Origin of the sequence: Candidatus Palauibacter sp., from assembly GCF_965216145.1 — a bacterium.
Taxonomy (GTDB): Bacteria; Gemmatimonadota; Gemmatimonadetes; order Palauibacterales; family Palauibacteraceae; genus Palauibacter.
Genome location: NZ_OZ244149.1, coordinates 3,981,379 through 4,006,738 on the forward strand (window position 1 = coordinate 3,981,379; position 25,360 = coordinate 4,006,738).

The window sequence follows — 25,360 nt, forward strand, 5'->3', positions numbered from 1 at the left end:
AATTATATGTTGCGGGGGCACACACAATGTGCAGCCGCTGTGGAAAACCGATGCGTGGGCTCGCCGCCTCGCTCGAGCTTCAGCCCCTCCCGGCGAGTTGGTGAATTGGGGGGCAGCTGTTGCCCTCACTCTCCCCGAGCCCGCCACAAGAAGTACGCCACCACGCCGGCGGCGATCACGCCGGTCGGGACGTATCCCACGCCGAGCAGCGTCACGAGGCCGATCGCGGCCGACGGGGTGCCCCATTCCTGCTGGCTGCGGCCCACGGGGCGGAAGAAGAGGTCGTCCTCGGCCAGAGCGTAGAAGACCTGCGGTCCCCCGTAGGCGACCGCGTCCGCTCGGGGTTCGGGCGGCGCTCCTGTCTTCGGTCATGGCGTCAAGATGCGCCGGTTCCGTGCATCGTCAAAGCCGTGCCGGTCGTGAGAGACGTTCCCGCGGGAACGTTCGTACTGAATTCAGTACGAATACCGTACACTGGAGAGACACATGCATCGCACGCAGGACACGTACCCGCTGAGCCACTTCCAGCAGCGCACGCGCGAGCACCTCGAGCGTCTACGGGGCGGCCGGATCGAGACGATCACGCAGAACGGACTGGCCGTGATGGTCGTCATGAGCCCCGAGCGGTACGACTTCCTCGTCCACCTGGCCGAACAGGGTCGCCTGTTGCGCGACGCGATCCGGGCCCACCCCGCCCCGGAGCCAGGCGCCCCCGCCGGAGAAACCATCCGCGTCCTGATGGGTGAGTCGAACGCGGAGCCGGCCGGGAGCGAAGGCCGTTAGCGTTCGAGGCCGTGGACGACGAGGCGCTCCACGTCGAGGGCGTCGCGCTGGACTCCGACCAGGCGATTCTCGGTGATGTGGAGCGGGCTCAGGCCGTCCGGCATCCGAACCGTGCCCAGGACTTCGCCGTCCGGGCGGACGAGGCGCCACTCTCCGCCGGCGCGCGGGCGCATGGCCGGACCGTGACCGAGCCAGAGCGCGTCGCCCGGGACGTCGTAGAGCTTGACCCACAGAAGGCCTCGGTCGTCGGCGAGGAGGCCGCCGATCTGCGGGAACTCGTCGCTCCGGGGCAGGCGCTCCAGCATCCCCAGGTACATCTCCCGATTCCGGGCGCGGAGTTCGGCTTCGAGCGCGGACCACGCCGATTCCGTGTCCGCCGAGCGATCGAGGGTCGGCAGAATAATCGTGCGGCCGACGGCGCCGTCCGGTCCCCGTACATCGATCCCGGCCTCGTATCCGTCCGCCGCGAAGAGGGAGTCGCCGAGAACCGCTACGCGCGGCAGCGGAGTGAATGGGAGGGGTTGCCCGCGTAGCCGCCGCATCCCCCGGAGGTCTCCCAGCGCGCCGCGCGGTTCACCGTCGGGACTGAAGCGCGCGAGGACCCAGCGGTCCGCGATCGCCTCCGGGGCGTCCGGCGGCCCTCCGAACTCCAGCGACGCAAGCGCGATGTCGCCGTTCCCGAAGGAGCCGAACAGGACCTCGGGGGGCACGGAATACTCCTCTTCCCCCTCCACTCGCAGGCGGTTCGTGCTCACCAGTTCGCCGTCCGGTCGGTAGGTGGAGATCCGCAGGTTTCCGCGGTCCCAAAGGCCGATCAGGCCGTCCGGCGTGAGCCACAGCCCGGTGACCTGGCTGAACTCTCCGGGCCCCTCACCGCTCCGACCGATGGTGTGGCGGAAGATCCCGTCGGGACCGAACACGCGGATCTCGTTCACCCCCTGGTCCGAGACGACGAGGCGTCCGTCCTCGAGGAGAAACGCCTGTCCGATCGAACTGAACAGGTACGCCTCGGCGCCCTCCATCTCCCCGATTTCGACCAGGGGCTCGGGGCTGATCCGCAGCGCCTCCGACTGGTGGGCGAGATCCCCACAGGCTGACGAACTGGCCAGCAGGCTCGCGAGCAGACAGGGGCCGACGCTCCGGACCGCCAGTGTGACAGGCTGCATGTTTAGATCGCTCCCGCAGGTGGCCGACCCCAGTGACTCGCTCGAGTCGCTTCGATCCCACCCGAGAACGCTTCGCCCCTTGCCGGCGTGACCGCCGGGAAACCGCCGGACGGGGGTCGGCGGGACGGATCCGGGTCAGTCCCCCTCGCCCCGGAATGCGGCCTCGAGCGTCGCGAATCTCGATCTTCTTCATCTTCAGCATCGCTTCCCACACCCGGGCGGCGGCCTCCCGGTCGGTGAGCCAGCCGCACATGCTCTCCTCGCCGCCCCCCTCGAGGAGGCGGTTCCAGAGCCCGTCCGTCTCCGCCTGGTCCTCAGAGACAGGTGCGGACCTTGCGTCGCTCCGTCATGAGGCGCCCTCCTCGGCTGCGGTGGCATCGGTGGCGGCGGCGGCGCCCTCCTTGGCGGCTGCTGCTGCTGCGGCGGCGGCGGCGGGATCGAGCCAGAACGGCTCCCAGATGTGTCCGTCGAGGTCCGCGAAGTCGCGGCTGTACATGAAGCCGTAGTCCTGCGGTTCCCGGAGTGCCTCCGCTCCGTGCGCGAGGGCCGTCTCCATGAAGCTGTCCACCTCCTCGCGGCTCTCGAGTTGAAGGGAGACCAATACTTCTGTCGTCTCGTGCGCGTCCGCGGGCGGGCGGAGCGTGAAGGTGGCGAACCTCTCGCGCGTCACCAGCATGGAGTAGCAGTTGCCGCCGATCTCCATCCCCAGCGTCATTTCGTCGCTGAAGTCGTCGCTGAAGGTGAAGCCGAGGGCCGTGAAGAAGGCTCGCGACCGCTCAAGGTCGGCGACCAGGAGGTTGATGAAGACGTTCATGGAGGATCCGGTTTAGGGGTTCGACCGATGGGTCCGCTCGAAACGCCGGGCTCTACCGCGCGAGAACGGAAGCATACACGCGTCGGCGGCTCGCGGCGCGTCTACAGGCCTTCACGCATCGATTCGGGGATGTCGCGGCGGCGGTGCAGGATCCGCCACACGTCGACGGTGCCCTGCGCTTCCATGTAGAAGATGATGTAGGGATAGGCGGCAGTGGGCCACGAGCGCAGGCCCGGCAGATTCAGGTCGTGCCCGTAGCGGGGCGAGCCCGATCCCGGGTTGCGCGCGATGTCTCCGAGAGCGCCCTCGAGTGCGTCGATGAAGCCGATGGCGACTTTCGATCCGCCTTCGTCCCGATAGTGGGCCAGCGCCTGCTCCACGTCCCGCCGAGCCGATGCCCGCAGGACCGCGGACTTCGGCGTCATGCCTTGGAGCGTCGGCCAACTCCGGCGCGCAGGGTTTCGAAATAGGTCTCGTCGGCCGTGACCGCGGGAGCGGATTCCCCGCCTTCGAGGAGGAGGCTCCTGAGGTGCTGGCGATCCCGGTCGTACCGAATCAGCTCGCGGATGTACGCGCTGCAGGTTCCGAACCCGCGATCCGCGACCTGCTCGTCGACGAACGACTTGAGCGTGGCTGGAAGAGAGATGTTCATCGTGTCCACATCTGAAAGGCTAGCGTTAATGACAAAAAATGGCAAGACGCTGATTCAGCCGTCCGGGGGCGTCTCGCGGAAGCTCAGCTTGGTGATCCGCCACGGCGGGAAACCGCGGTCGTCGAGCACATAGAGGTAGCGGCCGCCTCCGAGAACCCTCGATCCTTCCGGCAGCGGGATGTCCTCGTACAGCTTCGTGCCCGTGTGCCGGTCATAGATGTCCAGGGACGCATGGTAGGACCCGAAGGTGGTGAAGGCGTCGGAGGCCCTCGGATATCGGAAGACCCCGTGCGTGAGAACGAGACGGGAACCCAGCACGGATATCCTCGTGAGCGTGTTGCTGCCCCCGAGCAGCCTGGGAAGCTGCTCCGCGTCCCTGCCAGGCGTGAGGGATCCCGGCTCAAGAACAGGGAACGGCCGGTACGACGCTGACGGCGCGCCGATCTCTCCGATCGAATCGCCGGCGGCGCTCAGGATGACGACCGGGTATCGGAACGAAGACGCCACGTAGATGGAGTCGCCCGCCACGGCGAAGGGGAACCAGACGAACGAACGCCAGTACGATCTCTCCCTCGGCACGAACGGCAGGCGGAACGCACTCCACACCACCTCGCTCCCCGCGAGGCGATGGAACAGCCGGGGCTGATCCAACAACCGCGAGTAACCCACGGGGCGCTCGGTGGTGAGGGTCATGTCCAACAGAAGGTCCTCGCCCAGCGACGCGCCCTCGCGTGCGACCCCGGGGATCTGCACCATCGTGTCCGGCAGCAGGTCGCGGGTGAGGTAGGTCAACCTGTCCTGGCTGGAGTCGAAGACGACGACGCGGCCGGAGGACGTCACGGTCACGCCGCTGATACCCCGAAACTCGAACGGGCCCTGGCCGAACCTCCCGAACGCCGCCTCCAGCCGCCCGTCTTCGTCGTAGCTGCGGACCCTCGGCAGGTTTCGTCGGTCAACAGGAACCCGCCTTCCGGTCGCTCCTCGAAGACGCCCGGCGAGGAGATGGAGTCCTGCGGGTCCTCGCCCAACTCGAGCACGGCTGCGGTCGCGAATACTTCGGCCAGGATCGCCCGAACCGGCGGCGGCGCGACGGCGGGCACCCTCTCGCACCCGGCCACCGCCAGAACCGTCACAACTCCCAGGACCCGCACGGGCGGAGGGGCACGCAGCGAGAACTCCAAGCGTCCTGCGAGGGTAGTCATCGGCGGATGATGACGACGATCTCTCTGAGACAGCACATTTCGTGCCGTGAGTAGCACACGAGACCCTCACAGTCCCCCATGTATACATACGGTATTTCCAGGCAGGGGCCCAGCACTCGGCTGTTGATGCACTCCTCCTGCGCCTGCCCTCCGAGCGCGTTCGTGCCGACGGTTGTCCACGCGATCGCCAGGATTAAGGCCAGCGCCAGTGGCGTGACCATACGGACCAGCGGTTCGAATCGGTTCATGCCATCCTCCTATGATTATTGACGTTGACTGCGGATGACGCCGGACGCGAGGGTGCCGCGCAGGGCGCCGACCTGCGCCTCGAAGCTCCAGTCGCACTCGGAGACGGCGGCTCTGGAATCCGCCAGCAGCACGATTCCATCGCCGTCGACGAGAAGCTTCGTACTCGCGAGAAGAGGTCCGAACGCGGCATCCAGTTCTTCGCGCGACGCCGATGTGACTGTCATGCCGCGCAGGGCCCGGCGGGCGGCCTCAGGGACCTCGTCTTCTTCGAACACCACGAGGTGCCGTCGGAGAGAAGCATCTTCTCCAAGCGCGTGCCAAGCGGGGTTCGCACCCGCCAGACAGGACGGGCAGCGCTCGAGATCGACGACCCAGATCAAGTGCGCATCGCCGGGATCGGGTTCGTCGAGCGCCAGAAACGAGAGCGGCACCGAGGTGCCCACCAGGCGATCCCGCACCATGGCTTCCACGGCGCGCGAATCGGCCACGGTGAGCGCCGCCCGCAACTCGCGGTTGTACGAAGCCATCTTCCAGACGCCGACCGCGCCGCCGACCGCCAGGGCGAATACCCCCAGGTCCAGGAAACGCCGGTGCGTTCCCGATCTCGATCGCATTCCTCGACTCCTCCCCCAATTTCTGGGAGGTAAGAGTAAGGGCCGGTATCAACGAAGTATCAACTTGTTTCCCGACAACAACTTCGGAGAAGTCGTTGCAGTTGATTCAGATGATCGGTAATTTGCGATCATATGATCGACATGGAGCTGGAGATGACCCCATCGTGAACTCGCTCGAAGCCTACGCCGACCCCGGCAGCCTGCCCGCGACGCAGGCGGGAAGACTCGCCCGGCTCCTGGGGTTGGGCGACGCGGAACGTGTCGATGACGTGGCGCTGGCGCGGAGGATCCGCGCGGGGCTTCCAACGAGTGTGATACCTGCGCTCGAGCAGATCCTCGGTGCCCGGCGCGCGACGGGAAGGCTGGCGTCGGAGGCGACCCTCCGCCGTCACAAGAGGAGGCGTACGCCGCTCTCGCGCAGACACAGCGAACGAGCCTACGAACTCGGGCGCGTCGTGGACGCGGTCGCGCGCGCGTACCGGGGAGATGTGGCGCGGATCGAGGCCTTCCTCACCCGCCCCCATCCGCTGCTCGACGGTGAATCCCCCCTCGACATGGCCACCTCCTGCTCCGCCGGGGCGGATTCCGTGCTCAGGCTCGTGCGGCGGGCGGAAGCCGGCGTGGCCGTTTGACGTCGCCGCTTCGGCCGGCGGCGCCCCTCGAAGCGTATCGAATCGGCGACCCGGCAGGGCGGTGGCCCGTGTACAGTCCGAACGGCGCGCGGCAGGTGTCGGGACGATGGCACGAGCGCGGCGACCGGGTCATCTACGCTTCGGAACACTATTCGACGGCGATGCTCGAGACGCTGGTGCGCTGGAGCGGACTCCCGCCGCGAGACCAGCACTTCGTCCGCATCGACGTTCCCGCGGGAACGTCATGCGAAGTTGTTGAAGGTGCTGACCTGCCGGACTGGCAGCTTCCCGACAGCGGTTCGGCGCGGCGGGCCGGCCATCGCTGGTACGCGGACGGCCGGAGCGCCATCCTGATCGTGCCGTCGGTCGTCGCCCGTGTGGAACGCAACGTCATCATCAACGCAGATCACCCGGAGTTCCCGAAATTGAGACCCGGACCCGAGACCCCCGTCTGGTGGGACGAGAGGCTTTTCGTGTGAACCGCCCCGTCCTCGGCGCGCTCGCGGCCGCGGCCGCGCTGGCGCTCGCCTGTGAGCCCTCGCCGCCCCCTCCCCTGCCTCCGCTGGAAGTGTCGTGGGCGCCAGCCGAGCCGGTGCAGGGGCACCTCTTCGTCATCCGGGCCACCTTTCCACCGGGATCGGGCATCGCCTCGGCGGCCGGCAGCGCGGGCGCAGAGACGCTTCGCTTTCATCGCGTCGACTCGGGGGCTTCGGGCGACGCGCCGGACTCGGTGCCGGCGGTGCTGGAGAGCCTCGCCGCGGTGCCGATCGACGCCACCGACACGCTGGACGCCTGGGTCACGGCCACCTACGAGGACGGGCGCACGCAGACGGACTCGCTGCGCATCCCGGTGCTCGCGGGCGCGTACGAGCACGAGCGGCTCACCGTCGCCCCACGCTTCGGATCTCTTCCAAATGAAGAAGACCGGATGCGGCTGCGGCGCGACCGCTTCAAGGCCGCCTGGGTCGCGCGCGGCGCCCACGCCACCCCACGCCTGTGGGGGTCCGACGTACGGCTTCCGCGCGACTCCCGCGTGACGAGCGCGTTCGGGACCGGCCGCGAGTTCAACGGCCAGATCTCGAGCCGTCACATGGGACTCGACCTCGCCGGCCGCTGGGGCGACACCGTCACGGCCGCGGCGGACGGAGTCGTGGCGCTGGTCGACGAGTTCCTGCTGGCGGGGAACATCGTCTACCTCAACCACGGGGGCGGCCTGCTGAGCGGCTACTTCCACCTCAGCGAGCAGCTGGTGGAGACGGGGGAACGCGTTTCCGCGGGAACGCCCATCGGCCTCGTCGGAGCGACCGGCCGCGTCACCGGCCCGCATTTGCATTGGGTCGTCCGCTACGGTACAACGAGCGTGGCCCCCCGGAGCTGGCTGGCGCTCCCGCCCTGAGCGACGCCATTCCGGGGCGGCTTGGACTGCCACGATCGCGAGCCAAGCTCCGAGCAAGGTGAGCAGGCCTTCCGCCACCCGCCCCTCACGGAAGGCAAAGACCGCCCAGACCACGGCGACTCCCAGGACGACCCCTGGTGAACCGTCGACCTCCGTTGAACTTAGGCAACAACGGCGAGCGTGCCGAGTGTGCGCTGCGGGGCTTCGCGGCGTAGGGTGGCACACCATGAATCCCCATGAGTCCTCTGACTATGATCTCGTCGTGGTGGGCGCCGGTTTCGCCGGGCTGGCCTGCGCCCGGCGGGCGTCGGCCCTCGGCCTCTCCGTTCTCGTGCTGGACCGAAAATCCGAGCCGGGCGAGCACATCCACACGACAGGGATCCTGGTCAAGGAAGCGTGGGAGGAGTGGGCCGCCCCCACGCGCCTGGTTCGAGAGATCCGCCGCGTGCGCGTCTACGACCCGAAGCACCGGTTCGTGGACCTGGAGCGCGAGAACTACTTCTTCATGGCCACGGACACCGGGCCGCTCATGCGCCATCTGGTCGAGGAAACGCGGCGCGCCGGGGCCGAGGTCCGCTTCGGGGAACCGTTTGAAGGCGTGGCGCCGGGGCGGATTCCACTGACGCTCGAGAGCGCCGGCGACAGTTCCCGCGGCGGCTCCGGCGTCACGTGCCGATTCCTGGTCGGGGCGGACGGGGCGCGCTCCAGGGTGGCCGAGAGCTTCGGCCTCGACCGCAACCGACGGCTGCTCAAGGGCGTGGAGTGGGAGTTCGAGCCCCTGAGCAGCGCCGGCGATTCCCTGCACTGCTTCGTCGACCCGGAGTGCGCGCCCGGCTACATCGGCTGGGTCGTGCCCGGCGTCGGCGTGACCCAGGTCGGGCTCGCCGTCCATCGCGACCGGCGGGCCGACATCCGGAAGTTCATCGACAGGATCGATCCCCTGTTCGGGCTGTCCGGACGACGGGTGGTGGACAGACGCGGCGGCCTCATTCCGATCGGCGGCCCGCTGAGGAACTTCTATGGAGACCGGGTCCTCCTCGTGGGAGATGCGGCCGGCATGGTGTCCCCCCTCACCGCCGGCGGCATCCACAATGCGTACCGCTACGGGAAACTCGCCGCCGACGCCATCGCGGAATACCTCGGGGGAGGCCCGAGCGACCGGGGAGGCCCAAGCGACCGGGGAGGCCCGAGCGACCGGGGAGGCCTGCACCCGGGCGAGGTCCTTCGCCGCGCGTACCCGAATCCGATCCTGAAACGCGCCGCGCGCTGGAGCTATGACCACCTCCCGGTGGTACGGGCGCTGGAAGCCGGGCTTCTGACCTGGGGCCTGTTCAGGGGACTGGCCGAAACCGTTTTCTTCGACCGCTCCCGCTAACGCCGGCTATCGAGACGTTCCCGCGGGAACGTCGGGCTATGCCCCCGGTGCTCGGCCGCGTAGGCTGACGGAGTATGAAGGAAAGCGTGAGACTGGGTCTGAAGACCGCGTTGTTCTCCGTCCTGGCTCCCGGGACCGTCTCCGTCGTCGTCCCGCTGCTCATCGTCCGCGAGCGCCCACCGGCCGACGGGGTGACGCTCGGGGCGGCTCTCCTCCTCCTCGCGCTCGGGGCCGCCATCTTCCTGCGCTCCGCGTGGGACTTCGTGGTGGCCGGCAAGGGGACGCCGGCGCCGATCGACCAGCCGAAACGGCTCGTGATCCGGGGGCTCTACCGCTACTCGCGGAATCCCATGTACGTGGGCGTGCTGAGCGTCATCGCGGGGTGGACGGTCCTCTTCGGGGCCGGTATCCTCGCGGCGTACGCGGCCGCCTGGTTCGTCATCTTCTCCCTCTTCGTGCGGTTCTACGAGGAGCCGCATCTCACCCGGAAGTTCGGCCACGAGTACACGGCCTACCGGAAGCGGGTCGGCCGCTGGCTCCCGAAACGTTTCCGCGGAAACGTCTCCTGAAGCGCGCGGGCGCCGCAGCGTCGCGGCGAGGCCGAGACGATTCCATATCGTCCGAACGTTCCGGCCACGCTCGACTGGCCTGGGGGTTGTTGCTGGGAGTCCCTGTGAAGCCTTATGCCAATTCAACATCGCATTTTCAATTGGCATAGGCCGACACAGGGACACCGAACCTCCCATGATCGTTCGAGATCTCGCGCCGTTGCGCAGGCAGGCCGCGGCGACCATGCCCGTTGTGAGATCCAGAGCTAGCCGCACCCCGGCGGGAGGGGTCGGGCCTCGGTGTCGCCGCCCCGATCCAGGGCGTGGACCCGGACGAATTGCCGCCCGAGATCATCGGTCCGGACGCCCACCACGGCGTCGGAGGATATGGCGAGTACGCGAAATCCCTCGGGGAGTTGGACGGTGCCGAGCGCCTGGCCGGTCTCCGTGAAAACCCGCCATTCGGAATTGCCCGGGCCGTCGGGAAGCTCATAGGGCTGAATCCAGATATATCCCAGGTCGTCCACGATGAGGTCCCAGGCGAACGGGATCCGCTCGGCCATCCCCATGGCTTCTCCCACGGTCTCGACCATCCGCTCCTGCCGGGGGCCCACCTCCTGTCCAACCTCACGCGCCACCGCGATGGTCGCCGAAATCCACTGTCGTCTGGCGTCTTCCGTCGAACGATCGACCTGGACCTCGAGGCGCAACTCACCGAGCGCTGCCCCGGTTCGGTCGAATATTCTAAGGACGGGGTCATCGCTGGCGCCGGCCAGCAGGCAGTTGCCTCGCGTGGCGTCCAGGGCCCGCGGAGAAAACAGCGCGCCGCGTATGCCGGGGGGCATGCCCCCGACCGTGAACATCGTGGTGACCCTTCCCGGCACGCGCACCAGCGCCTCCCCGACCGCGCCGTCCTCCCGGAGCCGGTGATAGCCGACCGTATCGCGTCCCACATCGCCCAGTTCGGTCGCAACCATTCGGTCCCCCTCACTGGCGTACCAACTGCCGTCCGCGAACTGTCCGACCGCACCGATCCGTCGGTCCGTTCCCTCTCGACTGAGTCGCGTATCTCCCACCAACGTGCCGTCGAAGGTCCATTCCGAGAGCCGCTGGTGCGCGTCGTCGAACACGACGAACCGACCTTCTTCGTCCGCGACGATGCCGGTGAGGCTGCGGAACTCTCCGGGCCCGTCCCCTTGCCGGCCCATCGCGGCGATGACCGTCCCATCGGGGGAAAACACGGTGATCATCGCCAGTTGTCGATCCGCTACGGCGAAGTTTCCGTCCGGGCCATGAGCCAGGCCGACGATACCGTAGAACTCGGTGTTCGGTTCGCCCTCGATCCAGCCGTAGGCCCTCTCAGGCTGCGGACTCACCGTCCAGTTGGACGCAGTACCCCCAGCGGCCTGGCCGCTGGCGTCACCGTGAATCCCTGCTGAAACCAAGGCCAGCAGGAATACTCCGAGCACGGGCATGCGCTCTTCCGGCATGAGGTTTTCTCCCGTCTTGGGGGCTCGTCGTGGGGGGTGGCCGATGGGGAAGGTACGCGGCAGGCCCTCGAACGGTTCCGTTCGCTGCCGTGACGTTTTCGCGGGAACGTCAGTCAATGATGTATCGATGATGTGTCAGCGATGGGGTTGTGACGACACGGGTCCCCAGGAACCGGGAGATGATTCTGATGGAAGACACCGGCATTCGGCTCACCGCGAACGACAGGTTCAAGCTCGCCAGCACGAACTGGACACGGATCGGCTTGCTGGCCGCGGTCTGCCTCCACCTCGGGCTCGTCGTATTGGTACAGCCGTTCGAGGCCGCGGATATGGGGAGCGTCGTCAAGGAAATCGAGACGATCAACTTGCCGCCGGAGGTTGATATTCCGGATCCGCCGGAAGCGATCCGCCGTCCGGCCACCCCCAGGGTCTCCTCGGTTGACATCTCCGACGAAGTCACGATCGAGCGGACGACGTTCGATGAGGCCCCGCCCGGGCAGTTGCCTCCGCCTCCCCAGGGCGGCAGTGCGGTGGACCGCCCGTCTTTCATCCCCTACGACACAGCGCCCGTCATGCTGAACCCGGAGGAGGTCCAGCAGGTGTTGCAGCGGGAATATCCGCGGACGCTCAGGAGCGCCCAGATCGAAGGGCGCGTCGAACTGTGGCTGTACGTGTCGGAGCAGGGGGTCGTGGAGAACTTCGAGGTCCGGACATCTTCCGGTAACGCGCTGCTCGACGAGGCGGCGGGCAGGGTCGCCCCGGCCATGAGGTTCACGCCCGCCCAGAGCCGCGACAAGGTCACGGCGGTCTGGGTCCGGCTGTGGGTGGCGTTCCAGGTGACCTAGCAGCCACCGGAGCCCCCAGACGTTCCCGCGGGAACGCCCTATCCATACCGGCCGCCGACACGGATCCTCTCTTCGGTCCCGCTTCCCGTGTTTGGAATCATCTCAGCGCGGGATGCCTCGGCTCAGGGTCACGTCCAGTGTCGGGTCGTCGAGGAGGAGTGCGTCAATGGATCGGGCGAGCGACCCTCGAGTGGCTTCGGTCAGGATGGCACGGACCTGGCCGGTGGACCGGTCGCGCACGATGGCCGAGGGCTGATCGGTCGCACCGTCCAGCGTCACGGTCCCTTCCGGCCCGGAGAGCGTGACCCGCGCCAGCCGGCCACCCCGCCGGGCTTCGGCGGGGAGCGCGAACGCGAAACCCGCGCCGCCGCCGTCCGCCGCGCGCTGCATGTCGAACCGGTACGAGAACAGCGCCGCGCCATCCGCCGCGTAGCCGGCGACCGTGTAGGGTCCGTCTTCCCGCGGCAGATACGGATACGCCTCGAGATCGAACACGGGGCGCAGATACGGCGCGCCTTCTCCGTCGACGCCGCCCCTCACGAGGATTACGCGCGCCGGAGACGCGCTGTCCCAGGCCTCGACCCGCCCGCGATGCGCCATGGCGTTGGCGAAGTGGTAGCTGCTCACCCAGTTGGACTCGCAATAGCCCATCACGTCGGGCCAGTCGGGTGCGCGCAGGGAGTCGACCCGAAAATCGTAGCCCCACACATCCGTAGTCCCGTCCCCGTGCGGGTACGCGCGATCGACCCTCGGCGCATCACACCCGGGCGCATGATTCAGGCTGAAATTGTGCCCGATCTCATGCGCGAGGACCTCGGGCTTCTCCGGATCCTGGACCGAGGCCTTGCCCCCGATCCACGCGATCCCGTTCGCGTTGGCGTTCACGAACCCCGCGTAGTAGTGCTTCGTCCCTTCCAGGACGCGGATGACTTCTATCTCATCGAGAAGTTGCCAAACGCTCGGGGCCGATACCTGGACGGGATCGTGCCGGTATATCTCCACCGTGCCGATCGGCATCAGGTCCCGCATCGGCCACAGGTAGTCGTGATCGGGGTGCAGGTCCTGGACCAGTTGCGCGATATGGGCGTCGTCGGCGGCGTCGACAATGAACGGAACCGCCATCATGTGAAACACCGGCATGGCGCGTACGTCGACGGGGATGCGGCCGGTCTCGGGGATGCGTCGCGTCACCTCCAGCGACGCATCGGCTTCACCGTCCGGGTCGACATCGACGACGACCTCGAGCCCCGGCTGGATGACCTCCGCGGGGATCACGGCGTTGGCCGAGTTCAACAGGTCGCTTTCGTCGACTTCGGCGGGGATCGGGTCGGCGCGCGAGGGTATGTCGACCACATGGACTTCCGCGCCATCCAGGTAGAAGCGCGCGGTGACCGCGGGGAAGGTTCCGTCCCCGTCCGTGGTCGGGAACACGCGCAGGAGCGCCGAGTCACCCGCGACGAGCGGTACAGGGTAGTCGAACGACTGGATCGCCTGGGTGAGGTACAGCGGGAAGGCGCCCGCCCCGCACGGCCGCGCCATGACGCGCGGCGTCCACATGCGCCACTCGCGGAACTCTTCCGTGGACGGAAGGCACAGGTCCGTGTCGTTCGCCATCATGCGCCGGAGACGAAGGTCCGTCCATGAAGACGGGATGGGACCGGTGAGCTTCGGGTTCCGGGAGATATCCAGCACTTCAAGCGAACCCCGCAGATAGGAGAGTTCCGCTGGCGCGCCTCCTTCCAGGTCGTTTCCGCCGAGGAACAGGTCCCAGATCCGGGGCAGGCTCCCGAGCGCCGTCGGGATCGGACCCGTCAGTTCGTTGTCGCCGAGGTCCAGGGTATAGAGGAACGACAATTGTCCGAGTTCGGGCGGGATCGGACCCGTCAGGTTGTTGTCTCCGAGGTCCAGTAGGGACAGTAGTGGCAACTGCCCGAGTTCGGGCGGAATGGGGCCGGTCAACTCGTTGCCGTCCAGGTACAGCGTGTGCGTCTTGCCCAGGTTGCCGAGGCCGGCGGGAATCGAACCGGTAAGGCGGTTCTTGCCCAGGTCGATGGCCCACATGTTGCGGGGCCTGGTAAACGACTCGGGGATCGGGCCGGTGAACGAGTTGCTGCGCGCGTTGACATCGGTCAACTGGTCGAGCCTGTCGAGCACCGACAGATCCCCGCTCAGCTGATTGTGGTTAATAAACAACGACTGGAGGTCCGGCAGGTTGGCCAGTGCCTCGGGGAGGGTACCGGTCAACTTGTTTCCGGCCAGGCCGAGGGACTGGAGGCTGGTCAACCGACCTATCTCGGACGGGAAGTCGCCCTGCAGGTTGTTGTATGACAGCCACAGACTCGTGACCCGCCGGTCGCCGTCCGTGCTCACGCCTTCCCACTCGCTGATCGGTTCATGGCTCAGCCAGTTCTCCGTGCGTCCCCACTCCGGGCCGTTGAGCGCCTCGTGGAGCGCGACCAATACGGCATGGTCTTCCGAGCGCGGCAGGACCACATGGAGAACGAACTGCGTACTCGTGCTCGCGCCGGACGGGTCTTCCGCCCGCCACGCCAGCACGGCACGCCCGCGGGCCAGCGCCTCGATGACGAGGAAGTCACCTTCGACCCGGACGACCGCCACTTCATCGTTCGAGGTGAATGCCCGGTAGCTGAGCCGGTCCCCGTCCGGGTCCGTGAAGTAGTCTGCGGCGGGGAGGCGCAGCGTGTCGCCTTCGACCACTTCCTGGGTCGGGATGGTGACCGCCGTCGGGGGGCGATTCCGTACGACCGGCGCAGGTGCGATCGGCTGTGTGGTTCCATCCGACCCGCCGCACGCCATGGCGGGCGCCACCGCCAGCACCGCCAGCATGGAGGGGGGGATCCAACGATGTATCGCGTTCGTGTTCAATGTTTCCTCGAACCTCGTTTCCTCTCGGAACTGGCGAATCGGACGATGCGAATGTAACCCGTGGGGAGCACAGCGGCGGGGGACGCCGTCGGGCGACGGTGTCCTGCCTACCCGGGAAGCTCGACCTCGTACACCTCGATGAACTCCTCGTCGAATTCGCCGCGGCGGAGGACGGCGATGCGGCCGTGGCCGACGTCCACCAGCTCGTGCGGCTCGCTCGTGATGGCGACGGTTTCCAAGGGCCCCCACCTGCCGTGCAGCACGGGGAGACGGAGGACCCCCACCGGACGCCCATCGGCTTCCAGGACCGTCCATCGGCGCTCCGGATCGGCCGGGGGGGGATAATCTCCGATCCAGATCCTGCCCTCGGGATCCACAGCGAGCGCCTCGTAGGCCGGATACGCCTCGCGCACGGTCGACGCCTCCAGCCTTTGACGCCAGTCGGCCTGAACTTCCTCCGGGAACCTCCCGAGAGAGCGCTCGGTCAAGGCGTCTCTTTCAGGGGCGGTGATGGTGCGAGGGGAATATCCCCCGCGAATCCGGGTCAGCGGCTCCACGCCCCGGTAGAGGGTCAGGGCCAGTGAATCGTTCGTCCCCATGAGCGAGTGAACACCGCGCCCCGCAAAGAGCGCGGTGGCCCCGAACATGACCGGGTTCCACGTCCCGTCCCGCGTGACGTGGCGCTCCTTGCCGGCCCACTGCGCCAGAGTGTCGACGATCACCCCCGCGGCGTCGGCGAACACGAGAAAGACCGGGGCCCGCTGCAACCCGGGAGGAAGCGGTGGCCGCGTCTCGAACGCGGCGAGGACCTCCCCGCCTTCCAGACGTGCGAGGGGCACGGCCGCCCCGAGTCCCGTGCCCTGTTCGAGTTGCTGGACGCCGGTCAGCTCTCCCCGAGGGTCGAGAAAGGTGAAACGCCGCTGGCGCCGATCGTAGACGAAGAGGGTTCCATCCGCGCCGACGCCGATCCGCTCGATGAAGGTGTATTCTCCCGGGCCTTCCCCCTCTCGACCGGAGCGCGCGCGAACACCTCCGTCCGGATCGAGAAAGACGATCTCCCGCGACTGGCGATCGGCGATGGCCAGCGACGAATCCGGAAGGAAGACCGCGCCCGCTACGTCGGCGAGTTCAAGGTTCGCCGCCGTGGAGTAGACCAAGCGCGTCTCGATCGGAGGAAGGTCCAGAGCGTGCACGTCGGAGAGGCGGAGGATCTCGACGCCCGCCGAATCGACGGTGACGAAAGTGGCCGCGGTTGCCTGATCAGCCTCGCCGCACCCCGAAACGGCGATGGACAGGACCGCCCCGACGAGACCCGGGATACGTCGGCTCATGAGGGTGGCGCGGGCCGCTTGACGCGCGCTCTCCATTTCATGTTCGACACCGACAGCGCGGCGCAACTCGCCCCTTTCGAACCTATCCAGGATCTCCCGCTCTTCCGGATCCAGTTGTTCGCTCATGGCGGTCGCCTCCTCCCATGTGCCCTCCTCGGCGCTCACGAACGGGACGAGATAAAGGTACCGTTCGCCCCGCAGAGACGTTCCCGCGGGAACGTCGATAGGCTCTGCCGCTCCACTCGACGACGTGCTCTTCGATGACGTCGAGAAGGGATGGATCGAAGGGCCGTTGCGGGACCCTTGGGCCTTTGCGAGTCAGGCGTAGGCCGCCGACTGCAAGCGATCGATGATCGTCAACACCTCGTCCATCCTGCCGCTCGCGATGAGATCAACCGGCCTCTGCCCTTCCATGTCGCGATGGGGACTGAACAACCAGATCCGGGCCTCGTCGGGCTCGTACACCTGGCCGAGTTGGTCCGCGAGCCATTCGAGCCGCAGGAGCCGGGCCAGGCTGTTCGGCCGTGGCGCGGACCTGCCGGTTCGCCAGCGCGATACCGTCTGCGGCGTGGTCTCCAGAAGCTGCGCGACCTCTCGCGCGGAGATGCCGCCCGTCTGCTTGATGCTGTCGAGCTTTCGACCTACGGCTGTTTCCACGGATGCCCCTGTTTCACCGCTCGTCAGGTCCGTTACGCAGAACATGTGAACGTTACAATAGACATTGTAATGAACATTGACGTAAACGTCAATCAACCCGAGACGGGCTTCGGCCCACCGCTGGTCAAGTGGCGGGCTGCCGAGACGTTCCCGCGGGAACGTCGTCGGGCGCTGCATGAGCCGATTTTGTGGCAACAATCGCTACAACGCCGCGGACGTGCGATCGTGGAGCATGGCTATCCGGCAGACGCGTAACATCTCGCTTCCACCTCACCAGGACGCTTTCATCGAGCGACTCGTCTCGCTGGGGCACTACCGCACCGCGAGCGAAGTCGTGCGGCATGGGTTGCGCCTGCTGGAGGAAGCGGAGCACCGAAGGCTCCTCGAGAAGTGGGTTTACGAGGGACTGAGCGAAGAGGAGAGGGACAGGATCCCGCCCGCGCTCCTCGAACGTGTTCGAGCACACTTCCGCCAACTTGCCGACGCCGCCCTTCGCGACGTCGCGGACGACCGCGTGACGGAGGGTCCCGCGGCCATGCAGCGGCTGAGAGAGCGAATCGAAGAACAGGGCTGACTTCGTCGGGGGTTGATGTCGAACAGACCCCTCCTCAGAACTCGAACACGGCCGCGTCGCGGTTGAGTTGCAGAACCAGCACGTCCGGGTCGACCAGCACGCGCTCGGGGTCGAAGGGGACGCGGATCTCGAACTCGACCGACCGGTCGGTACCCAGCGTCACCTCGGTGCGCGCGTCACGGTAGCCCTCGGCGACCACCGACCCGCTGGCGTCGTCGCCCTCGTCGGACCAGCGGTCGCCCGCCGTCGCCGCCACCTCTACCGTCATCTCCCCGGTTCCGGCGTTCCGGATCGTCCCCCGCACGACCCAGGTGTCTGCCCCCGTCCCCGCGTTAGGCTCCAGGGTCTTCGTCACGTCCTCGAACTCGTATTCGGGGACGACAACGTCATGGAACCACTGGTCGGTGAACGCCTCGAACGCCGCCGTGTCCGGGGCGAAGCCGCGCAGCACGGCCAGCATGTCCTGGAGTACCGGGAAGTCCGGGTCCGGGTTGTACTTGCCGATGAAGGCGCGGAGGCCCGCGAGGATGTTGTCGCGGCCCATCTCCTGCTGCAGCATCCACATCACCCAGCCGCCCTTGTCGTAGGTGACGGTGCCGTCGCCCGAGCGGCTGCCGTCCGTCTTCACGAGCGGGCGTTCGGAGTCGACGAAACGAATGTCGCCGTACCGCGACTCGATCCGCTTGCCGAACTCCATCCGGTAGCGGTCGCCGTACACCTGTTCGTGCAGGAGCATGGTCGCGTAGTGGGCCATGCCCTCGGAGAGGATGTTGCCGCCGGGGCCGTCACCCGGTACGAGCAGATTCCCCCACCATTGGTGCGCGGATTCGTGCGCGACGACCATGAACGCGACGTGCGACACCGGGTCGCTCTTCGCGAGGAACCCGATCGCCTCGCTGAAGGTGATGTTCGTGGGAAAGCCCTGGGCGTAGCCCGCGTAGGCGGGAAATTCGGAGATCTTGAGCAGATCCCACGGGAAGGGGTAGAACCACTCCGAGTAGTACTGCCGCGCCGCGTCGAGGGCGGCGGACATCTCCTCGATATTGTAATCGTGCTCCGGGTGATGGTAGATGGCGGTGCCGTCCCCCTCGATCACCTCGTACCTGCCGGCGATCACGTTGAACAGGGTCACGGGATGGTCGGTCTCCCACACCACCGTGCGCCGGCCGTCGACGACCTCGCTGCTCACGAGTTGGCCTACCCCGTTGGCGGTGAACGCCTCCGGCGTCGTGATGCGCGTACGCACCGTGAAGGGCCCGCCGCCCCAGCCGAACATCGGCTCCGTCTCGCCCTCGTAGAAGTCGTCGGGTTGGTCGCGGGGTTCGGCCGAGTTGTCCTCATCCACGCCGATCCCCGACAGGTATCCCGGCACCGGGACGAAGGTGGGCCCGAAGGCCGTGAGCACGATCCCCGATTCGAGGATGAACTGCCCCGCCCCACCGGGCCCCTGGCTCATCCCCTCCATGAACACGAAGTCGTACTCGAAGCCGATCGTGAGCGTGTCTCCGGGCTCCAGCGGCGCGTCGGGAGTGAAGATGAACAGGTTCGAGCGGTCCTCGGGGTCGTACGGCTCGCCGCCCACGGTCCAGTCGATGGGATCCCACGGCCCGGCCGTGATCGGGAACCGGTCGTACGGGACGTCCCGGTGGTTGAAGAAGGTGTATTCCCCCTTCACGGCGACGGAGCGCTCGCTCGGCTCGAAGTCGAGGTCGACGTCCACGCGAGAGACCGACGGCATGCGAAAGTCGGTCCAGGTCGCCGTGTTCCGCTCCCAGTAGTCCTCCCCCCATTCCTCCGCGGCTTCTCCCTGGTAGCCCCGCTCGCCCCCGACGGCGAGGATCGAGGCGAGGACGATCGCGGGGACGGCCAGCGGCAGGAGCCGGAGGGTGCCGAGCAGCAGCGGCTTCGGGCGGAGGCGGTGGATGATCCCGACCGCGTCGAAGTCCTGCCGCCCGTACCACTTCATCGAGAGCGCGACGAGGAGCGGCACGAGGCTCAGGTAGAGGAGACGGTTGAGGAGGAGCGGGGTGCCGTGGAGGGTGAAGGCGCCCATGTCGCTCCAGCTCAGGGCGCCCCAGCCGAGCCAGTTGTTGACCCACGTCAGCCCCTCGCCCGTCAGCACCTGGAACACGGTGTAGATGATGAGTCCGATCCCGATCCCGTACACGGCGTAGCGGTTCCGGAGGAGGGAGAAGAGGGCCGTGATGAGCGCCGTCCAGAAGATGAAGGTGGGGATGAGAACCGCTCCCCACATGGCGACGAAGGGGAAGAGGTCGAACCCCACCGGGCTCCCGCCGATGACCTGCTGGTAGAGGATGACGGCCGCGTCGGCGATGAGCGCCGCGAGGAGGATGAATCCCGCCATGACGCTGTTGCCGAGCGTCTTGCCGAGGAGGACGGCCCCCGTGCCGACCGGCGTCGCGGCGAAGATCTCGTGCATGCGTCGGCTGCGTTCCCGGTGCAGCGACTCGACGGTGTAGAAGAGGAGGAGGAAGCAGATCAGCAGGTTGAGCGTGTTGAGTTGGCGGCCCGCCACGGCCCCCGGCGTGAGCAGGATGCGCGAATCGAAGGGACCGATCGCGAACAGCGTGGTCTGGAGCGTCTGGAAGAGGATCAGCGGCACGAAGAGATACATCCCCGGCCGCACCACCAGATCCCGGATCTCGCCGCGCGCGATGACGCCGGCGCTCTTCCAGAAGCCGAGGGGCCGGGTCGTCATGCCGAGGTCCGTCACGGTGCTCGTCGCCGCCTGGCTCGCGGCCAGTGTGGGATCGGGGGCCGCGGCGGAGGCGGAAGCGGCGGTGGGGGCCTTTCGGCGCCGAAGTCGGCGCAGGAAGCGGGACTCCGTGCCGCCGGCCAGCATCCTGCGGGCGTAGCTGCGGGCTGCGGCCGCTACGGCGGCGAGTCCCAGCAGCGCGATGGCCACTCGGCTGATGACGAACCCCGCGTCGGGCCGCAGCGGCTGCGTGTTGTAGAACTCCACGCCGCGGTCGACCGTGAGGAAGGTCTCGTTCAGCCACCGGTAGCCCGAGGGATCGACGAGCATGAGCAGCCGGTTGACCTCCGGCGCGAGCCAGCTCGGCGACCAGCCGACGAAGAAGCTCAGGGTGACGAGGAGCGCCACCATCGGGAAGGCGAAGACGATGATCGGACGTCGCGTCCAGGTGCCGAGGAAGAAGGCGACGCCCGCGAAGAGCAGGATCTGGGGCGCCCCGAAGAGGAGCGTCGGGAAGAGGTAGTTCGCGAAGGCGAAGGGGCCGATCACGTCGGAACTCCCCGTCCCCTCGACGACGTGGGCGAAGAACATCGTGAGAGCGACGTAGAGCAGCCAGATGGCAGCGAACACGGCCACCGCCCCGCCGAACTTGCCCCACACGTACTCGCGCGAGGTGAGGCGCGTCGAGTGGAAGACCTCCGTCACCTGCAGTTCGAGATCCCGGATCACGACCATCCCGCACGAGATGGCGAGGAACCAGGCCGCGAGCGCGAGCATGATGATGCTCTGGAGCATGCTCTGGGTGTAGACGGAGGTGATGTACGGCCGCTCCCCACCGACCGTCGATTCGCCGGTCGAGACGGTCACCGAACCCTCCGACAGCCCCAGCGCCATGAGCGCCAGGATCACCAGCAGGACCCAGTTCGCGGGACGGCGGAACCCGGCCCGGAACTCCCGGCGGGTGACCTCCCACCAGCGCGCGAAAGTGTTCATGGGTTCACGCCGCGCTCTCGTCGCCGGCGGACGGGCTCCCGGCACCGTTGGCGTGCATGCCGTGGGCCTGCGCGAGGAGGAGGTAGGCGTCCTCCAGGGTGGGTTGGGACGCCTCGAAGCCTTCCGGCGGCGGGCCCTCGGGGAGGTGGATGCGGACCTGGTTGCGGCCCTCGATGAGGATCGCCTGGGTGACGCGGTAGTCCCGGTCGACCGCGGCGAGGTCCTCCTTCGCCACGGCGCCCTGGTAGATCGTGCCCGCGAGGCGGTCCCGGGCTTCGGCCGGGGTCGTGTCGGCGACGAAGCGGCCATCGGTCATGATCGCGACACGGGGACAGAGCACCGAGATGTCATCCACGATGTGGGTGGAGAGGAGGACGGTGCGGTCCTCGGCCAGCTCCGCGAGCAGGCGGTAGAAGCGGAGCCGCTCCTCCGGGTCGAGGCCGGCAGTCGGCTCGTCCACGACCAGCAGCCGGGGGTCGCCCGCCAGCGCCTGCGCGATCCCAAGCCGCTGCCGCATGCCACCCGAGTAGCCCTTCACCTTGCGCTTCGCGGCATAGGACAGGTTCACGCGGTCGAGCAGCTCCGTTGCGAGCCGCTTCACCCCCTGCGGCGCCTCCACCCCTTTGAGCACGAGCAGGAAGCGCAGCATCGACTCGCCCGTGAGGTGGGGGTAGAAGCCGAAGTCCTGCGGCAGGTAGCCCAGCTGCCGCCGGATCCGGCGAGGGTCGGCCACGATGTCCTCGCCGTCGAAGTGGACGGTGCCGGAGGTCGGCTCGAGGAGCCCGGCCACGATGCGCATGAGGGTGGTCTTCCCCGCCCCGTTGGGCCCGAGGAGCCCGAACATCCCCTGCCCGACATCGAGCGACACCCCCTGCAGCGCCGCGACGGGGCCGGGGTACACCTTGACGAGGTTCCGGATCTCAAGCATGGGCTCGGTGGCTTCCCGCTGTGGGTCTTTTCGTTAGCGCCGAACGAACGCTCGGGCATTCTCCCAAGTACGACAAGGGCGGTCGAGACGTTCCCGCGGGAGCGTGCAGCGAAAGGTCGACCGGACCAAGCTGGACAGGCAGGCCAAGGTTCAGCATACTGTATTTAGTATGAATAACGTATGGAGAAGCCATGCACCGCACCCAGGACACATACGCGTTGAGTCATTTCCGGCAGCGAACGAGCGAACATCTAAAGCGGATCCGGGATGGCCGGGTCGAGACCATCACCCAGAACGGCGAAGCCGCGATGGTCGTCATGAGTCCGGAGCGCTACGACTTCCTGATCCATTCGGTCGAGCGCGGTCACCTGTGGCGCGAGGCGCTTCGAGCTTACAAGGCAGGCGGCCGAGGCGTTCCCGCGAAGGAGGCCATCGAACGCCTGGCCAATGAGCTCGATGTGGATTATTGACGCGCTACGAAGAGGAAATCCGTGCGCGCTTCGTCATGAGGCGCGTCCTCTATCATTTCGTTGACGAGCCCCGAATTCGGTGACGGGTACGCGGCCTTCACGGAGCGGGTCGGCCGCTCGCTGCCGGGACGTTCCCGCGGGAACGTCCAGCGAGGGCAGTTTCAGCGAAACATGTGCCGAAGCCGCGCATTCACGTCTCTCACGCTGAACGCTTCCGCATCGAAATCGCCCATCCACTCGCTGATCCACTCGTGATCCTCGTGATCCGGATCGTCCCGGATTTCCAGCTTCTCCTGGAAGAGCCAGCTGCCTCCGGAGTCCTCCGGCGGACACCGGCGCTTCCCGGAAATGCATGCGGGCAGGCGTTGCTTCGGGTCACGGGGCAGGATCTTCTGGAGCGAGATCCGGTGGTCCCAGCTGTCGCCGAAATCGTACTCGTAGTCGAACCACTCCTTCTCCCTCTCCAGCAGGTGCCTGACCCGGTATTTCCTCTCGTCGAGGTCCCGCGGCATGCCGGGCAGCGTCCAGTCGTTCCCCCAGGGGTCGGGCGGGCTGAAGCGCCGCTCGCCCTTGACGAACATGTGGAGATGGCAGTCGTCCCACCCCATGACCACCTGTAGCACATCGTGGAGGCGGGCGAGAGTCATCGATGGCGACACGAGGATGCGGCGCCAGATGGGAGGGCTCGTCCCCCGCAGGACGACTCGGAGCTGGTACGTGACGGTTGGCGGCGGCATGGTTATCTCCTCTCGGTCAGGCGACCGGACAGGTACTCATGGATCACGCTTGAGAGCAGCGTCTGATACGGCATCCCCTCCTCCCGGGCCCGCGCGAGAGCGAGGTCGAAGTCGCGTTCGGTAACCCGAAGATTGACGCGCCGGGTCTTCCTGAAGGTCGCGCGGGCCGCCTGACGCGCGCTCGCCATTTCAGCCTCGACGCCGGCGACCCGGCGCAACGCTCCCTGCTCGAACTCCTCCATGATCTCCCCCACATTGTGTGTCTTGTCAACACACGCCCGCTGGAACGTTCCCGCAGGAACGCGGAATTTGCCTGGCGATCATATGATCGTTATTCCCCAGTCAAGTGATCGCCACAACGCGGTGAGGGAATCTGTCGTGAACGCGCTCGAAGCCTACGCCGATCCTGGCCGCCTGCCAGGCCGCGATTGCGAGCATGACGATGCCCTGGGTCATGCTCTGGTTGTAGACCGAGGTGATGTGGGGCCGCTCGGCGCCGGGGACGAAGCTGCCCGTGGACATCGTGACCGACCCCTGGGCCAGCCCGATGGCCATGAGCGCGAGGATCACGAGGAGGACCCACTGGGCCGGGCGGCGGAACGCCGATCTGAATTCCCGCCGCGTGACCTCCCACCACCGCGTGAACGCGTTCACGAGGCGGCCTCTTCGGCGGCGGTCCCTCGGGGAGGTGGCTGCGGACCTGGTTGCGGCCCTCGATGAGGATTGCCTGCGTGACGCGGTAGTCGCGGTCGACCGCGGCCAGGTCCTCCTTCGCGACGGCGCCCTGGTAGATCGTGCCCGCGAGGCGGTCCCGGGCTCCGGCGGGGGTCGCGTCGGCGACGAAGCGGCCGCCGGTCATGATCGCGACGCGGGGACAGAGCACCGAGATGTCATCCACGATGTGCGTGGAGAGGAGGACGGTGCGGTCCTCGGCGAGTTCCGCGAGGTGGGGGTAGAAGCCGAAGTCCTGCGGCAGGTAGCCCAGCTGCCGCCGGATCCGGCGGGGGTCGGCGACGATGTCCTCGCCGTCGAAGTGGACGGTGCCGGAGGTCGGCTCGAGCAGCCCGGCCACGATCCGGGTTCCGGATCTCAAGCATGGCGTCGGCCGCCTTCCGTTCGCGGTCTTCGAGTTTCGATTCGGTTTGGAGGAAGCGCCCCTGGTACGACATGATGAGGAGAGGCGGGCGGGCGGATGTAATCAAGTGGTCGCCTCGTAGCATCCGCTCTGGTATGAGGCGTCTCACGCTGTTCGTGGAGGCAAGGATGTTGGTGACGGAGCAGACCAGACAGCTCGTGTGGGAGGGACTCATCGATGCGGAACGGGACGCGCGGTACTCCGATGCGCAGGCCAGCCTCTACCGGGCATACCATCGGTTTATCCGCGTCTTCCTTGGGATATCAACGACCGGGAGCGTCGCCTACGCTGTCGGGGTGCTCGCGGCGCCGACCTACGTTGCGGCAGCCGCTGTGGTCGGCGCGGTGGCTGCCTTCGAAGGTGTGATGGACTTAGGCAGGAAGTCCGGCATCCTTGCCTTCGTTTCGACCGAGTACGGTGAACTCGAACAGAAGTGGCATCGGCTCTGGGTTGAGAGCACCAGGAAGGACGCGGACGACGCCGTTGTCCTGCATCGATTCGAGAACCTGCAGGCCCGGGCGGAAAGGGTGCGCCTCCGCGAAGACGCGGCGGGCGTCAGCACGTCCAGGAAGCTGAATCAGCTGACCAGCAGAGAGGCTTATGAAGCACTCGCGAACAGGTACGAAGTGGACGACCGGCGCTCAAACATCGGAAAGGACGGAGAGGGCGGGCAGGCCAAGGCCATCCGATCTCAAGCCGCCGGCGATGCCCAAGGTGCCATCTCCAAAGAGCCCGCCACCTCCCCCGCCACCAGCTAAGAAGGACTGATCTCGCAGAGGCCCTCGGTCAGCGAGCGGCGTCGGCGGCGCAGACGGCGGCTTCCGTCGCGTCCGGCGGGATCGTGGCCCGCCACAGGTATTCGCCGTACCAACGCGGATATCTGCATGTCACCAAGCACTTCGTGGACCGGAAGCCCTTGACCCGCTACCGGGTCACCGACACTGGGCGAAAGGCGTTGCGGAGGTACGTCGACAGCGTGGAGCAGTTGCTGCGCGCTACGCCGTCCGACGCACCTCGGAGTGCGGCAGGGTAGGGGCGTGCTTGCGGTTGACGACATTAGCCGGAATGCCAGGCGCTGCAATGTCCGGCGCGCGAATGGCGGGCGGTGGTCGGCCGTCTGCTCCGTGTCCGTCGCAGCGGTCACGTTGTGTCTCCCACCGATGTGTC

Annotated in this window: 30 protein-coding genes; 12 read left to right on the forward strand and 18 right to left on the reverse strand. The window is 67.3% G+C overall.

Annotated elements, in window-relative coordinates; translation table 11 throughout:
- Positions 1–125 precede the first annotated feature (125 nt).
- The gene (locus tag ACOOHF_RS17165; protein WP_420462638.1) at positions 126–266 is read right to left on the reverse strand and encodes a hypothetical protein; all 141 of its coding nucleotides are present in this window, start codon (positions 264–266) and stop codon (positions 126–128) included.
- 220 nt (positions 267–486) lie between these two features.
- Here ACOOHF_RS17165 and ACOOHF_RS17170 point away from each other — a divergent pair, with 220 nt between their 5' ends.
- On the forward strand, positions 487–783 hold the full coding sequence (locus ACOOHF_RS17170) for a hypothetical protein (protein ID WP_420462639.1): 297 nt from the start codon (positions 487–489) through the stop codon (positions 781–783).
- On the opposite strand, the gene ACOOHF_RS17175 is transcribed toward ACOOHF_RS17170, so the two are convergent.
- The 8 genes from ACOOHF_RS17175 to ACOOHF_RS17210 all read right to left on the reverse strand — a co-directional run bounded on the left by ACOOHF_RS17175 (position 780) and on the right by ACOOHF_RS17210 (position 5,480).
- A complete protein-coding gene (locus ACOOHF_RS17175) occupies positions 780–1,949 on the reverse strand; it encodes a 6-bladed beta-propeller (protein WP_420462640.1) in 1,170 nt (389 codons plus the stop codon). The genes ACOOHF_RS17170 and ACOOHF_RS17175 overlap by 4 nt on opposite strands.
- 346 nt (positions 1,950–2,295) lie before the next feature.
- Positions 2,296–2,763 carry a VOC family protein gene (locus tag ACOOHF_RS17180; RefSeq protein ID WP_420462641.1) on the reverse strand — a complete coding sequence of 156 codons (468 nt, stop codon included), beginning with the start codon at positions 2,761–2,763 and terminating at the stop codon, positions 2,296–2,298.
- Positions 2,764–2,864: 101 nt separating this feature from the next.
- On the reverse strand, positions 2,865–3,188 hold the full coding sequence (locus tag ACOOHF_RS17185; protein ID WP_420462642.1) for a type II toxin-antitoxin system RelE/ParE family toxin: 324 nt from the start codon (positions 3,186–3,188) through the stop codon (positions 2,865–2,867).
- A complete protein-coding gene (locus ACOOHF_RS17190; RefSeq protein WP_420462643.1) occupies positions 3,185–3,424 on the reverse strand; it encodes a ribbon-helix-helix domain-containing protein in 240 nt (79 codons plus the stop codon). The genes ACOOHF_RS17185 and ACOOHF_RS17190 overlap by 4 nt, the downstream gene beginning before the upstream one ends.
- A gap of 45 nt (positions 3,425–3,469) precedes the next feature.
- A complete protein-coding gene (locus ACOOHF_RS17195) occupies positions 3,470–4,255 on the reverse strand; it encodes a hypothetical protein (protein WP_420462644.1) in 786 nt (261 codons plus the stop codon).
- Between the two features lie 2 nt (positions 4,256–4,257).
- Entirely contained in the window at positions 4,258–4,548 is a 291-nt protein-coding gene (locus ACOOHF_RS17200) for a hypothetical protein (protein WP_420462645.1), read from the reverse strand.
- Between the two features lie 65 nt (positions 4,549–4,613).
- Complete coding sequence (locus ACOOHF_RS17205; protein ID WP_420462646.1) at positions 4,614–4,865, reverse strand: hypothetical protein; 252 nt, start codon at positions 4,863–4,865, stop codon at positions 4,614–4,616.
- A gap of 15 nt (positions 4,866–4,880) precedes the next feature.
- Positions 4,881–5,480, reverse strand: coding sequence for a hypothetical protein (locus tag ACOOHF_RS17210; protein WP_420462647.1), 600 nt, complete (start codon positions 5,478–5,480; stop codon positions 4,881–4,883).
- 164 nt (positions 5,481–5,644) lie between these two features.
- On the opposite strand from ACOOHF_RS17210, the gene ACOOHF_RS17215 reads away from it, so the two are divergent.
- The 5 genes from ACOOHF_RS17215 to ACOOHF_RS17235 all read left to right on the forward strand — a co-directional run bounded on the left by ACOOHF_RS17215 (position 5,645) and on the right by ACOOHF_RS17235 (position 9,452).
- Positions 5,645–6,112, forward strand: a complete 468-nt coding sequence (locus ACOOHF_RS17215) for an antitoxin Xre/MbcA/ParS toxin-binding domain-containing protein (RefSeq protein WP_420462648.1) — start codon at positions 5,645–5,647, stop codon at positions 6,110–6,112.
- The gene (locus ACOOHF_RS17220) at positions 6,109–6,591 is read left to right on the forward strand and encodes an RES family NAD+ phosphorylase (RefSeq protein WP_420462649.1); all 483 of its coding nucleotides are present in this window, start codon (positions 6,109–6,111) and stop codon (positions 6,589–6,591) included. The genes ACOOHF_RS17215 and ACOOHF_RS17220 overlap by 4 nt, the downstream gene beginning before the upstream one ends.
- Positions 6,588–7,508, forward strand: coding sequence for a M23 family metallopeptidase (locus ACOOHF_RS17225; protein ID WP_420462650.1), 921 nt, complete (start codon positions 6,588–6,590; stop codon positions 7,506–7,508). The genes ACOOHF_RS17220 and ACOOHF_RS17225 overlap by 4 nt, the downstream gene beginning before the upstream one ends.
- Positions 7,509–7,734: 226 nt before the next feature.
- Positions 7,735–8,883 (forward strand): NAD(P)/FAD-dependent oxidoreductase, encoded by a 1,149-nt coding sequence (locus ACOOHF_RS17230; protein ID WP_420462651.1) that lies wholly within the window; start codon positions 7,735–7,737, stop codon positions 8,881–8,883.
- A gap of 86 nt (positions 8,884–8,969) precedes the next feature.
- A complete protein-coding gene (locus tag ACOOHF_RS17235) occupies positions 8,970–9,452 on the forward strand; it encodes a methyltransferase family protein (RefSeq protein ID WP_420462652.1) in 483 nt (160 codons plus the stop codon).
- Between the two features lie 245 nt (positions 9,453–9,697).
- Here ACOOHF_RS17235 and ACOOHF_RS17240 read toward each other — a convergent pair whose 3' ends face one another.
- Positions 9,698–10,921 carry a 6-bladed beta-propeller gene (locus ACOOHF_RS17240; RefSeq protein ID WP_420462653.1) on the reverse strand — a complete coding sequence of 408 codons (1,224 nt, stop codon included), beginning with the start codon at positions 10,919–10,921 and terminating at the stop codon, positions 9,698–9,700.
- A 188-nt stretch (positions 10,922–11,109) separates the two neighbouring features.
- Here ACOOHF_RS17240 and ACOOHF_RS17245 point away from each other — a divergent pair, with 188 nt between their 5' ends.
- Complete coding sequence (locus ACOOHF_RS17245; RefSeq protein WP_420462654.1) at positions 11,110–11,766, forward strand: energy transducer TonB; 657 nt, start codon at positions 11,110–11,112, stop codon at positions 11,764–11,766.
- A gap of 102 nt (positions 11,767–11,868) precedes the next feature.
- Here ACOOHF_RS17245 and ACOOHF_RS17250 read toward each other — a convergent pair whose 3' ends face one another.
- From ACOOHF_RS17250 to ACOOHF_RS17260, 3 genes are all read right to left on the reverse strand, one after another.
- Entirely contained in the window at positions 11,869–14,613 is a 2,745-nt protein-coding gene (locus ACOOHF_RS17250; protein WP_420462655.1) for a leucine-rich repeat domain-containing protein, read from the reverse strand.
- Positions 14,614–14,759: 146 nt separating this feature from the next.
- A complete protein-coding gene (locus ACOOHF_RS17255) occupies positions 14,760–16,109 on the reverse strand; it encodes a hypothetical protein (protein ID WP_420462656.1) in 1,350 nt (449 codons plus the stop codon).
- Between the two features lie 192 nt (positions 16,110–16,301).
- Positions 16,302–16,640, reverse strand: a complete 339-nt coding sequence (locus ACOOHF_RS17260; RefSeq protein ID WP_420462657.1) for an antitoxin Xre/MbcA/ParS toxin-binding domain-containing protein — start codon at positions 16,638–16,640, stop codon at positions 16,302–16,304.
- Positions 16,641–16,872: 232 nt separating this feature from the next.
- On the opposite strand from ACOOHF_RS17260, the gene ACOOHF_RS17265 reads away from it, so the two are divergent.
- Positions 16,873–17,214, forward strand: a complete 342-nt coding sequence (locus ACOOHF_RS17265) for a type II toxin-antitoxin system ParD family antitoxin (RefSeq protein WP_420462658.1) — start codon at positions 16,873–16,875, stop codon at positions 17,212–17,214.
- 34 nt (positions 17,215–17,248) lie between these two features.
- Here ACOOHF_RS17265 and ACOOHF_RS17270 read toward each other — a convergent pair whose 3' ends face one another.
- Both ACOOHF_RS17270 and ACOOHF_RS17275 read right to left on the reverse strand, forming a co-directional pair.
- Complete coding sequence (locus tag ACOOHF_RS17270) at positions 17,249–20,923, reverse strand: ABC transporter permease/M1 family aminopeptidase (protein ID WP_420462659.1); 3,675 nt, start codon at positions 20,921–20,923, stop codon at positions 17,249–17,251.
- Positions 20,924–20,927: 4 nt separating this feature from the next.
- On the reverse strand, positions 20,928–21,851 hold the full coding sequence (locus ACOOHF_RS17275; protein WP_420462660.1) for an ABC transporter ATP-binding protein: 924 nt from the start codon (positions 21,849–21,851) through the stop codon (positions 20,928–20,930).
- 191 nt (positions 21,852–22,042) lie between these two features.
- Here ACOOHF_RS17275 and ACOOHF_RS17280 point away from each other — a divergent pair, with 191 nt between their 5' ends.
- The gene (locus ACOOHF_RS17280; RefSeq protein WP_420462661.1) at positions 22,043–22,321 is read left to right on the forward strand and encodes a type II toxin-antitoxin system prevent-host-death family antitoxin; all 279 of its coding nucleotides are present in this window, start codon (positions 22,043–22,045) and stop codon (positions 22,319–22,321) included.
- A gap of 161 nt (positions 22,322–22,482) precedes the next feature.
- Here the strand turns inward: ACOOHF_RS17280 and ACOOHF_RS17285 are convergent, their stop codons facing one another.
- The 3 genes from ACOOHF_RS17285 to ACOOHF_RS17295 all read right to left on the reverse strand — a co-directional run bounded on the left by ACOOHF_RS17285 (position 22,483) and on the right by ACOOHF_RS17295 (position 23,712).
- The gene (locus ACOOHF_RS17285) at positions 22,483–23,058 is read right to left on the reverse strand and encodes a plasmid pRiA4b ORF-3 family protein (RefSeq protein WP_419933676.1); all 576 of its coding nucleotides are present in this window, start codon (positions 23,056–23,058) and stop codon (positions 22,483–22,485) included.
- 2 nt (positions 23,059–23,060) lie between these two features.
- Complete coding sequence (locus ACOOHF_RS17290; protein WP_420462662.1) at positions 23,061–23,300, reverse strand: hypothetical protein; 240 nt, start codon at positions 23,298–23,300, stop codon at positions 23,061–23,063.
- A 100-nt stretch (positions 23,301–23,400) separates the two neighbouring features.
- Entirely contained in the window at positions 23,401–23,712 is a 312-nt protein-coding gene (locus tag ACOOHF_RS17295; RefSeq protein WP_419933678.1) for a hypothetical protein, read from the reverse strand.
- A 34-nt stretch (positions 23,713–23,746) separates the two neighbouring features.
- Here ACOOHF_RS17295 and ACOOHF_RS17300 point away from each other — a divergent pair, with 34 nt between their 5' ends.
- The 3 genes from ACOOHF_RS17300 (at position 23,747) to ACOOHF_RS17310 (ending at position 25,226) form a co-directional block, all read left to right on the forward strand.
- Positions 23,747–24,229 carry a hypothetical protein gene (locus tag ACOOHF_RS17300; protein ID WP_419933679.1) on the forward strand — a complete coding sequence of 161 codons (483 nt, stop codon included), beginning with the start codon at positions 23,747–23,749 and terminating at the stop codon, positions 24,227–24,229.
- A 92-nt stretch (positions 24,230–24,321) separates the two neighbouring features.
- Positions 24,322–24,951, forward strand: coding sequence for a hypothetical protein (locus tag ACOOHF_RS17305; protein WP_420462663.1), 630 nt, complete (start codon positions 24,322–24,324; stop codon positions 24,949–24,951).
- Between the two features lie 143 nt (positions 24,952–25,094).
- Positions 25,095–25,226 carry a hypothetical protein gene (locus ACOOHF_RS17310; RefSeq protein WP_420462664.1) on the forward strand — a complete coding sequence of 44 codons (132 nt, stop codon included), beginning with the start codon at positions 25,095–25,097 and terminating at the stop codon, positions 25,224–25,226.
- Positions 25,227–25,360: the final 134 nt, after the last annotated feature.

What these genes read in the sequence shown, in the direction of transcription:
- ACOOHF_RS17170 (WP_420462639.1), top strand. Translation starts at nt 487, where the DNA reads ATGCATCGCACGCAGGACACGTACCCGCTGAGCCACTTCCAGCAGCGC.
- ACOOHF_RS17175 (WP_420462640.1), bottom strand. Translation starts at nt 1,949, where the DNA reads ATGCAGCCTGTCACACTGGCGGTCCGGAGCGTCGGCCCCTGTCTGCTC.
- ACOOHF_RS17180 (WP_420462641.1), bottom strand. Translation starts at nt 2,763, where the DNA reads ATGAACGTCTTCATCAACCTCCTGGTCGCCGACCTTGAGCGGTCGCGA.
- ACOOHF_RS17185 (WP_420462642.1), bottom strand. Translation starts at nt 3,188, where the DNA reads ATGACGCCGAAGTCCGCGGTCCTGCGGGCATCGGCTCGGCGGGACGTG.
- ACOOHF_RS17205 (WP_420462646.1), bottom strand. Translation starts at nt 4,865, where the DNA reads ATGAACCGATTCGAACCGCTGGTCCGTATGGTCACGCCACTGGCGCTG.
- ACOOHF_RS17210 (WP_420462647.1), bottom strand. Translation starts at nt 5,480, where the DNA reads ATGCGATCGAGATCGGGAACGCACCGGCGTTTCCTGGACCTGGGGGTA.
- ACOOHF_RS17230 (WP_420462651.1), top strand. Translation starts at nt 7,735, where the DNA reads ATGAATCCCCATGAGTCCTCTGACTATGATCTCGTCGTGGTGGGCGCC.
- ACOOHF_RS17240 (WP_420462653.1), bottom strand. Translation starts at nt 10,921, where the DNA reads ATGCCGGAAGAGCGCATGCCCGTGCTCGGAGTATTCCTGCTGGCCTTG.
- ACOOHF_RS17245 (WP_420462654.1), top strand. Translation starts at nt 11,110, where the DNA reads ATGGAAGACACCGGCATTCGGCTCACCGCGAACGACAGGTTCAAGCTC.
- ACOOHF_RS17250 (WP_420462655.1), bottom strand. Translation starts at nt 14,613, where the DNA reads ATGCTGGCGGTGCTGGCGGTGGCGCCCGCCATGGCGTGCGGCGGGTCG.
- ACOOHF_RS17255 (WP_420462656.1), bottom strand. Translation starts at nt 16,109, where the DNA reads ATGAGCGAACAACTGGATCCGGAAGAGCGGGAGATCCTGGATAGGTTC.
- ACOOHF_RS17265 (WP_420462658.1), top strand. Translation starts at nt 16,873, where the DNA reads ATGGCTATCCGGCAGACGCGTAACATCTCGCTTCCACCTCACCAGGAC.
- ACOOHF_RS17270 (WP_420462659.1), bottom strand. Translation starts at nt 20,923, where the DNA reads ATGAACACTTTCGCGCGCTGGTGGGAGGTCACCCGCCGGGAGTTCCGG.
- ACOOHF_RS17275 (WP_420462660.1), bottom strand. Translation starts at nt 21,851, where the DNA reads ATGCTTGAGATCCGGAACCTCGTCAAGGTGTACCCCGGCCCCGTCGCG.
- ACOOHF_RS17280 (WP_420462661.1), top strand. Translation starts at nt 22,043, where the DNA reads ATGCACCGCACCCAGGACACATACGCGTTGAGTCATTTCCGGCAGCGA.
- ACOOHF_RS17285 (WP_419933676.1), bottom strand. Translation starts at nt 23,058, where the DNA reads ATGCCGCCGCCAACCGTCACGTACCAGCTCCGAGTCGTCCTGCGGGGG.
- ACOOHF_RS17290 (WP_420462662.1), bottom strand. Translation starts at nt 23,300, where the DNA reads ATGGAGGAGTTCGAGCAGGGAGCGTTGCGCCGGGTCGCCGGCGTCGAG.
- ACOOHF_RS17305 (WP_420462663.1), top strand. Translation starts at nt 24,322, where the DNA reads ATGTTGGTGACGGAGCAGACCAGACAGCTCGTGTGGGAGGGACTCATC.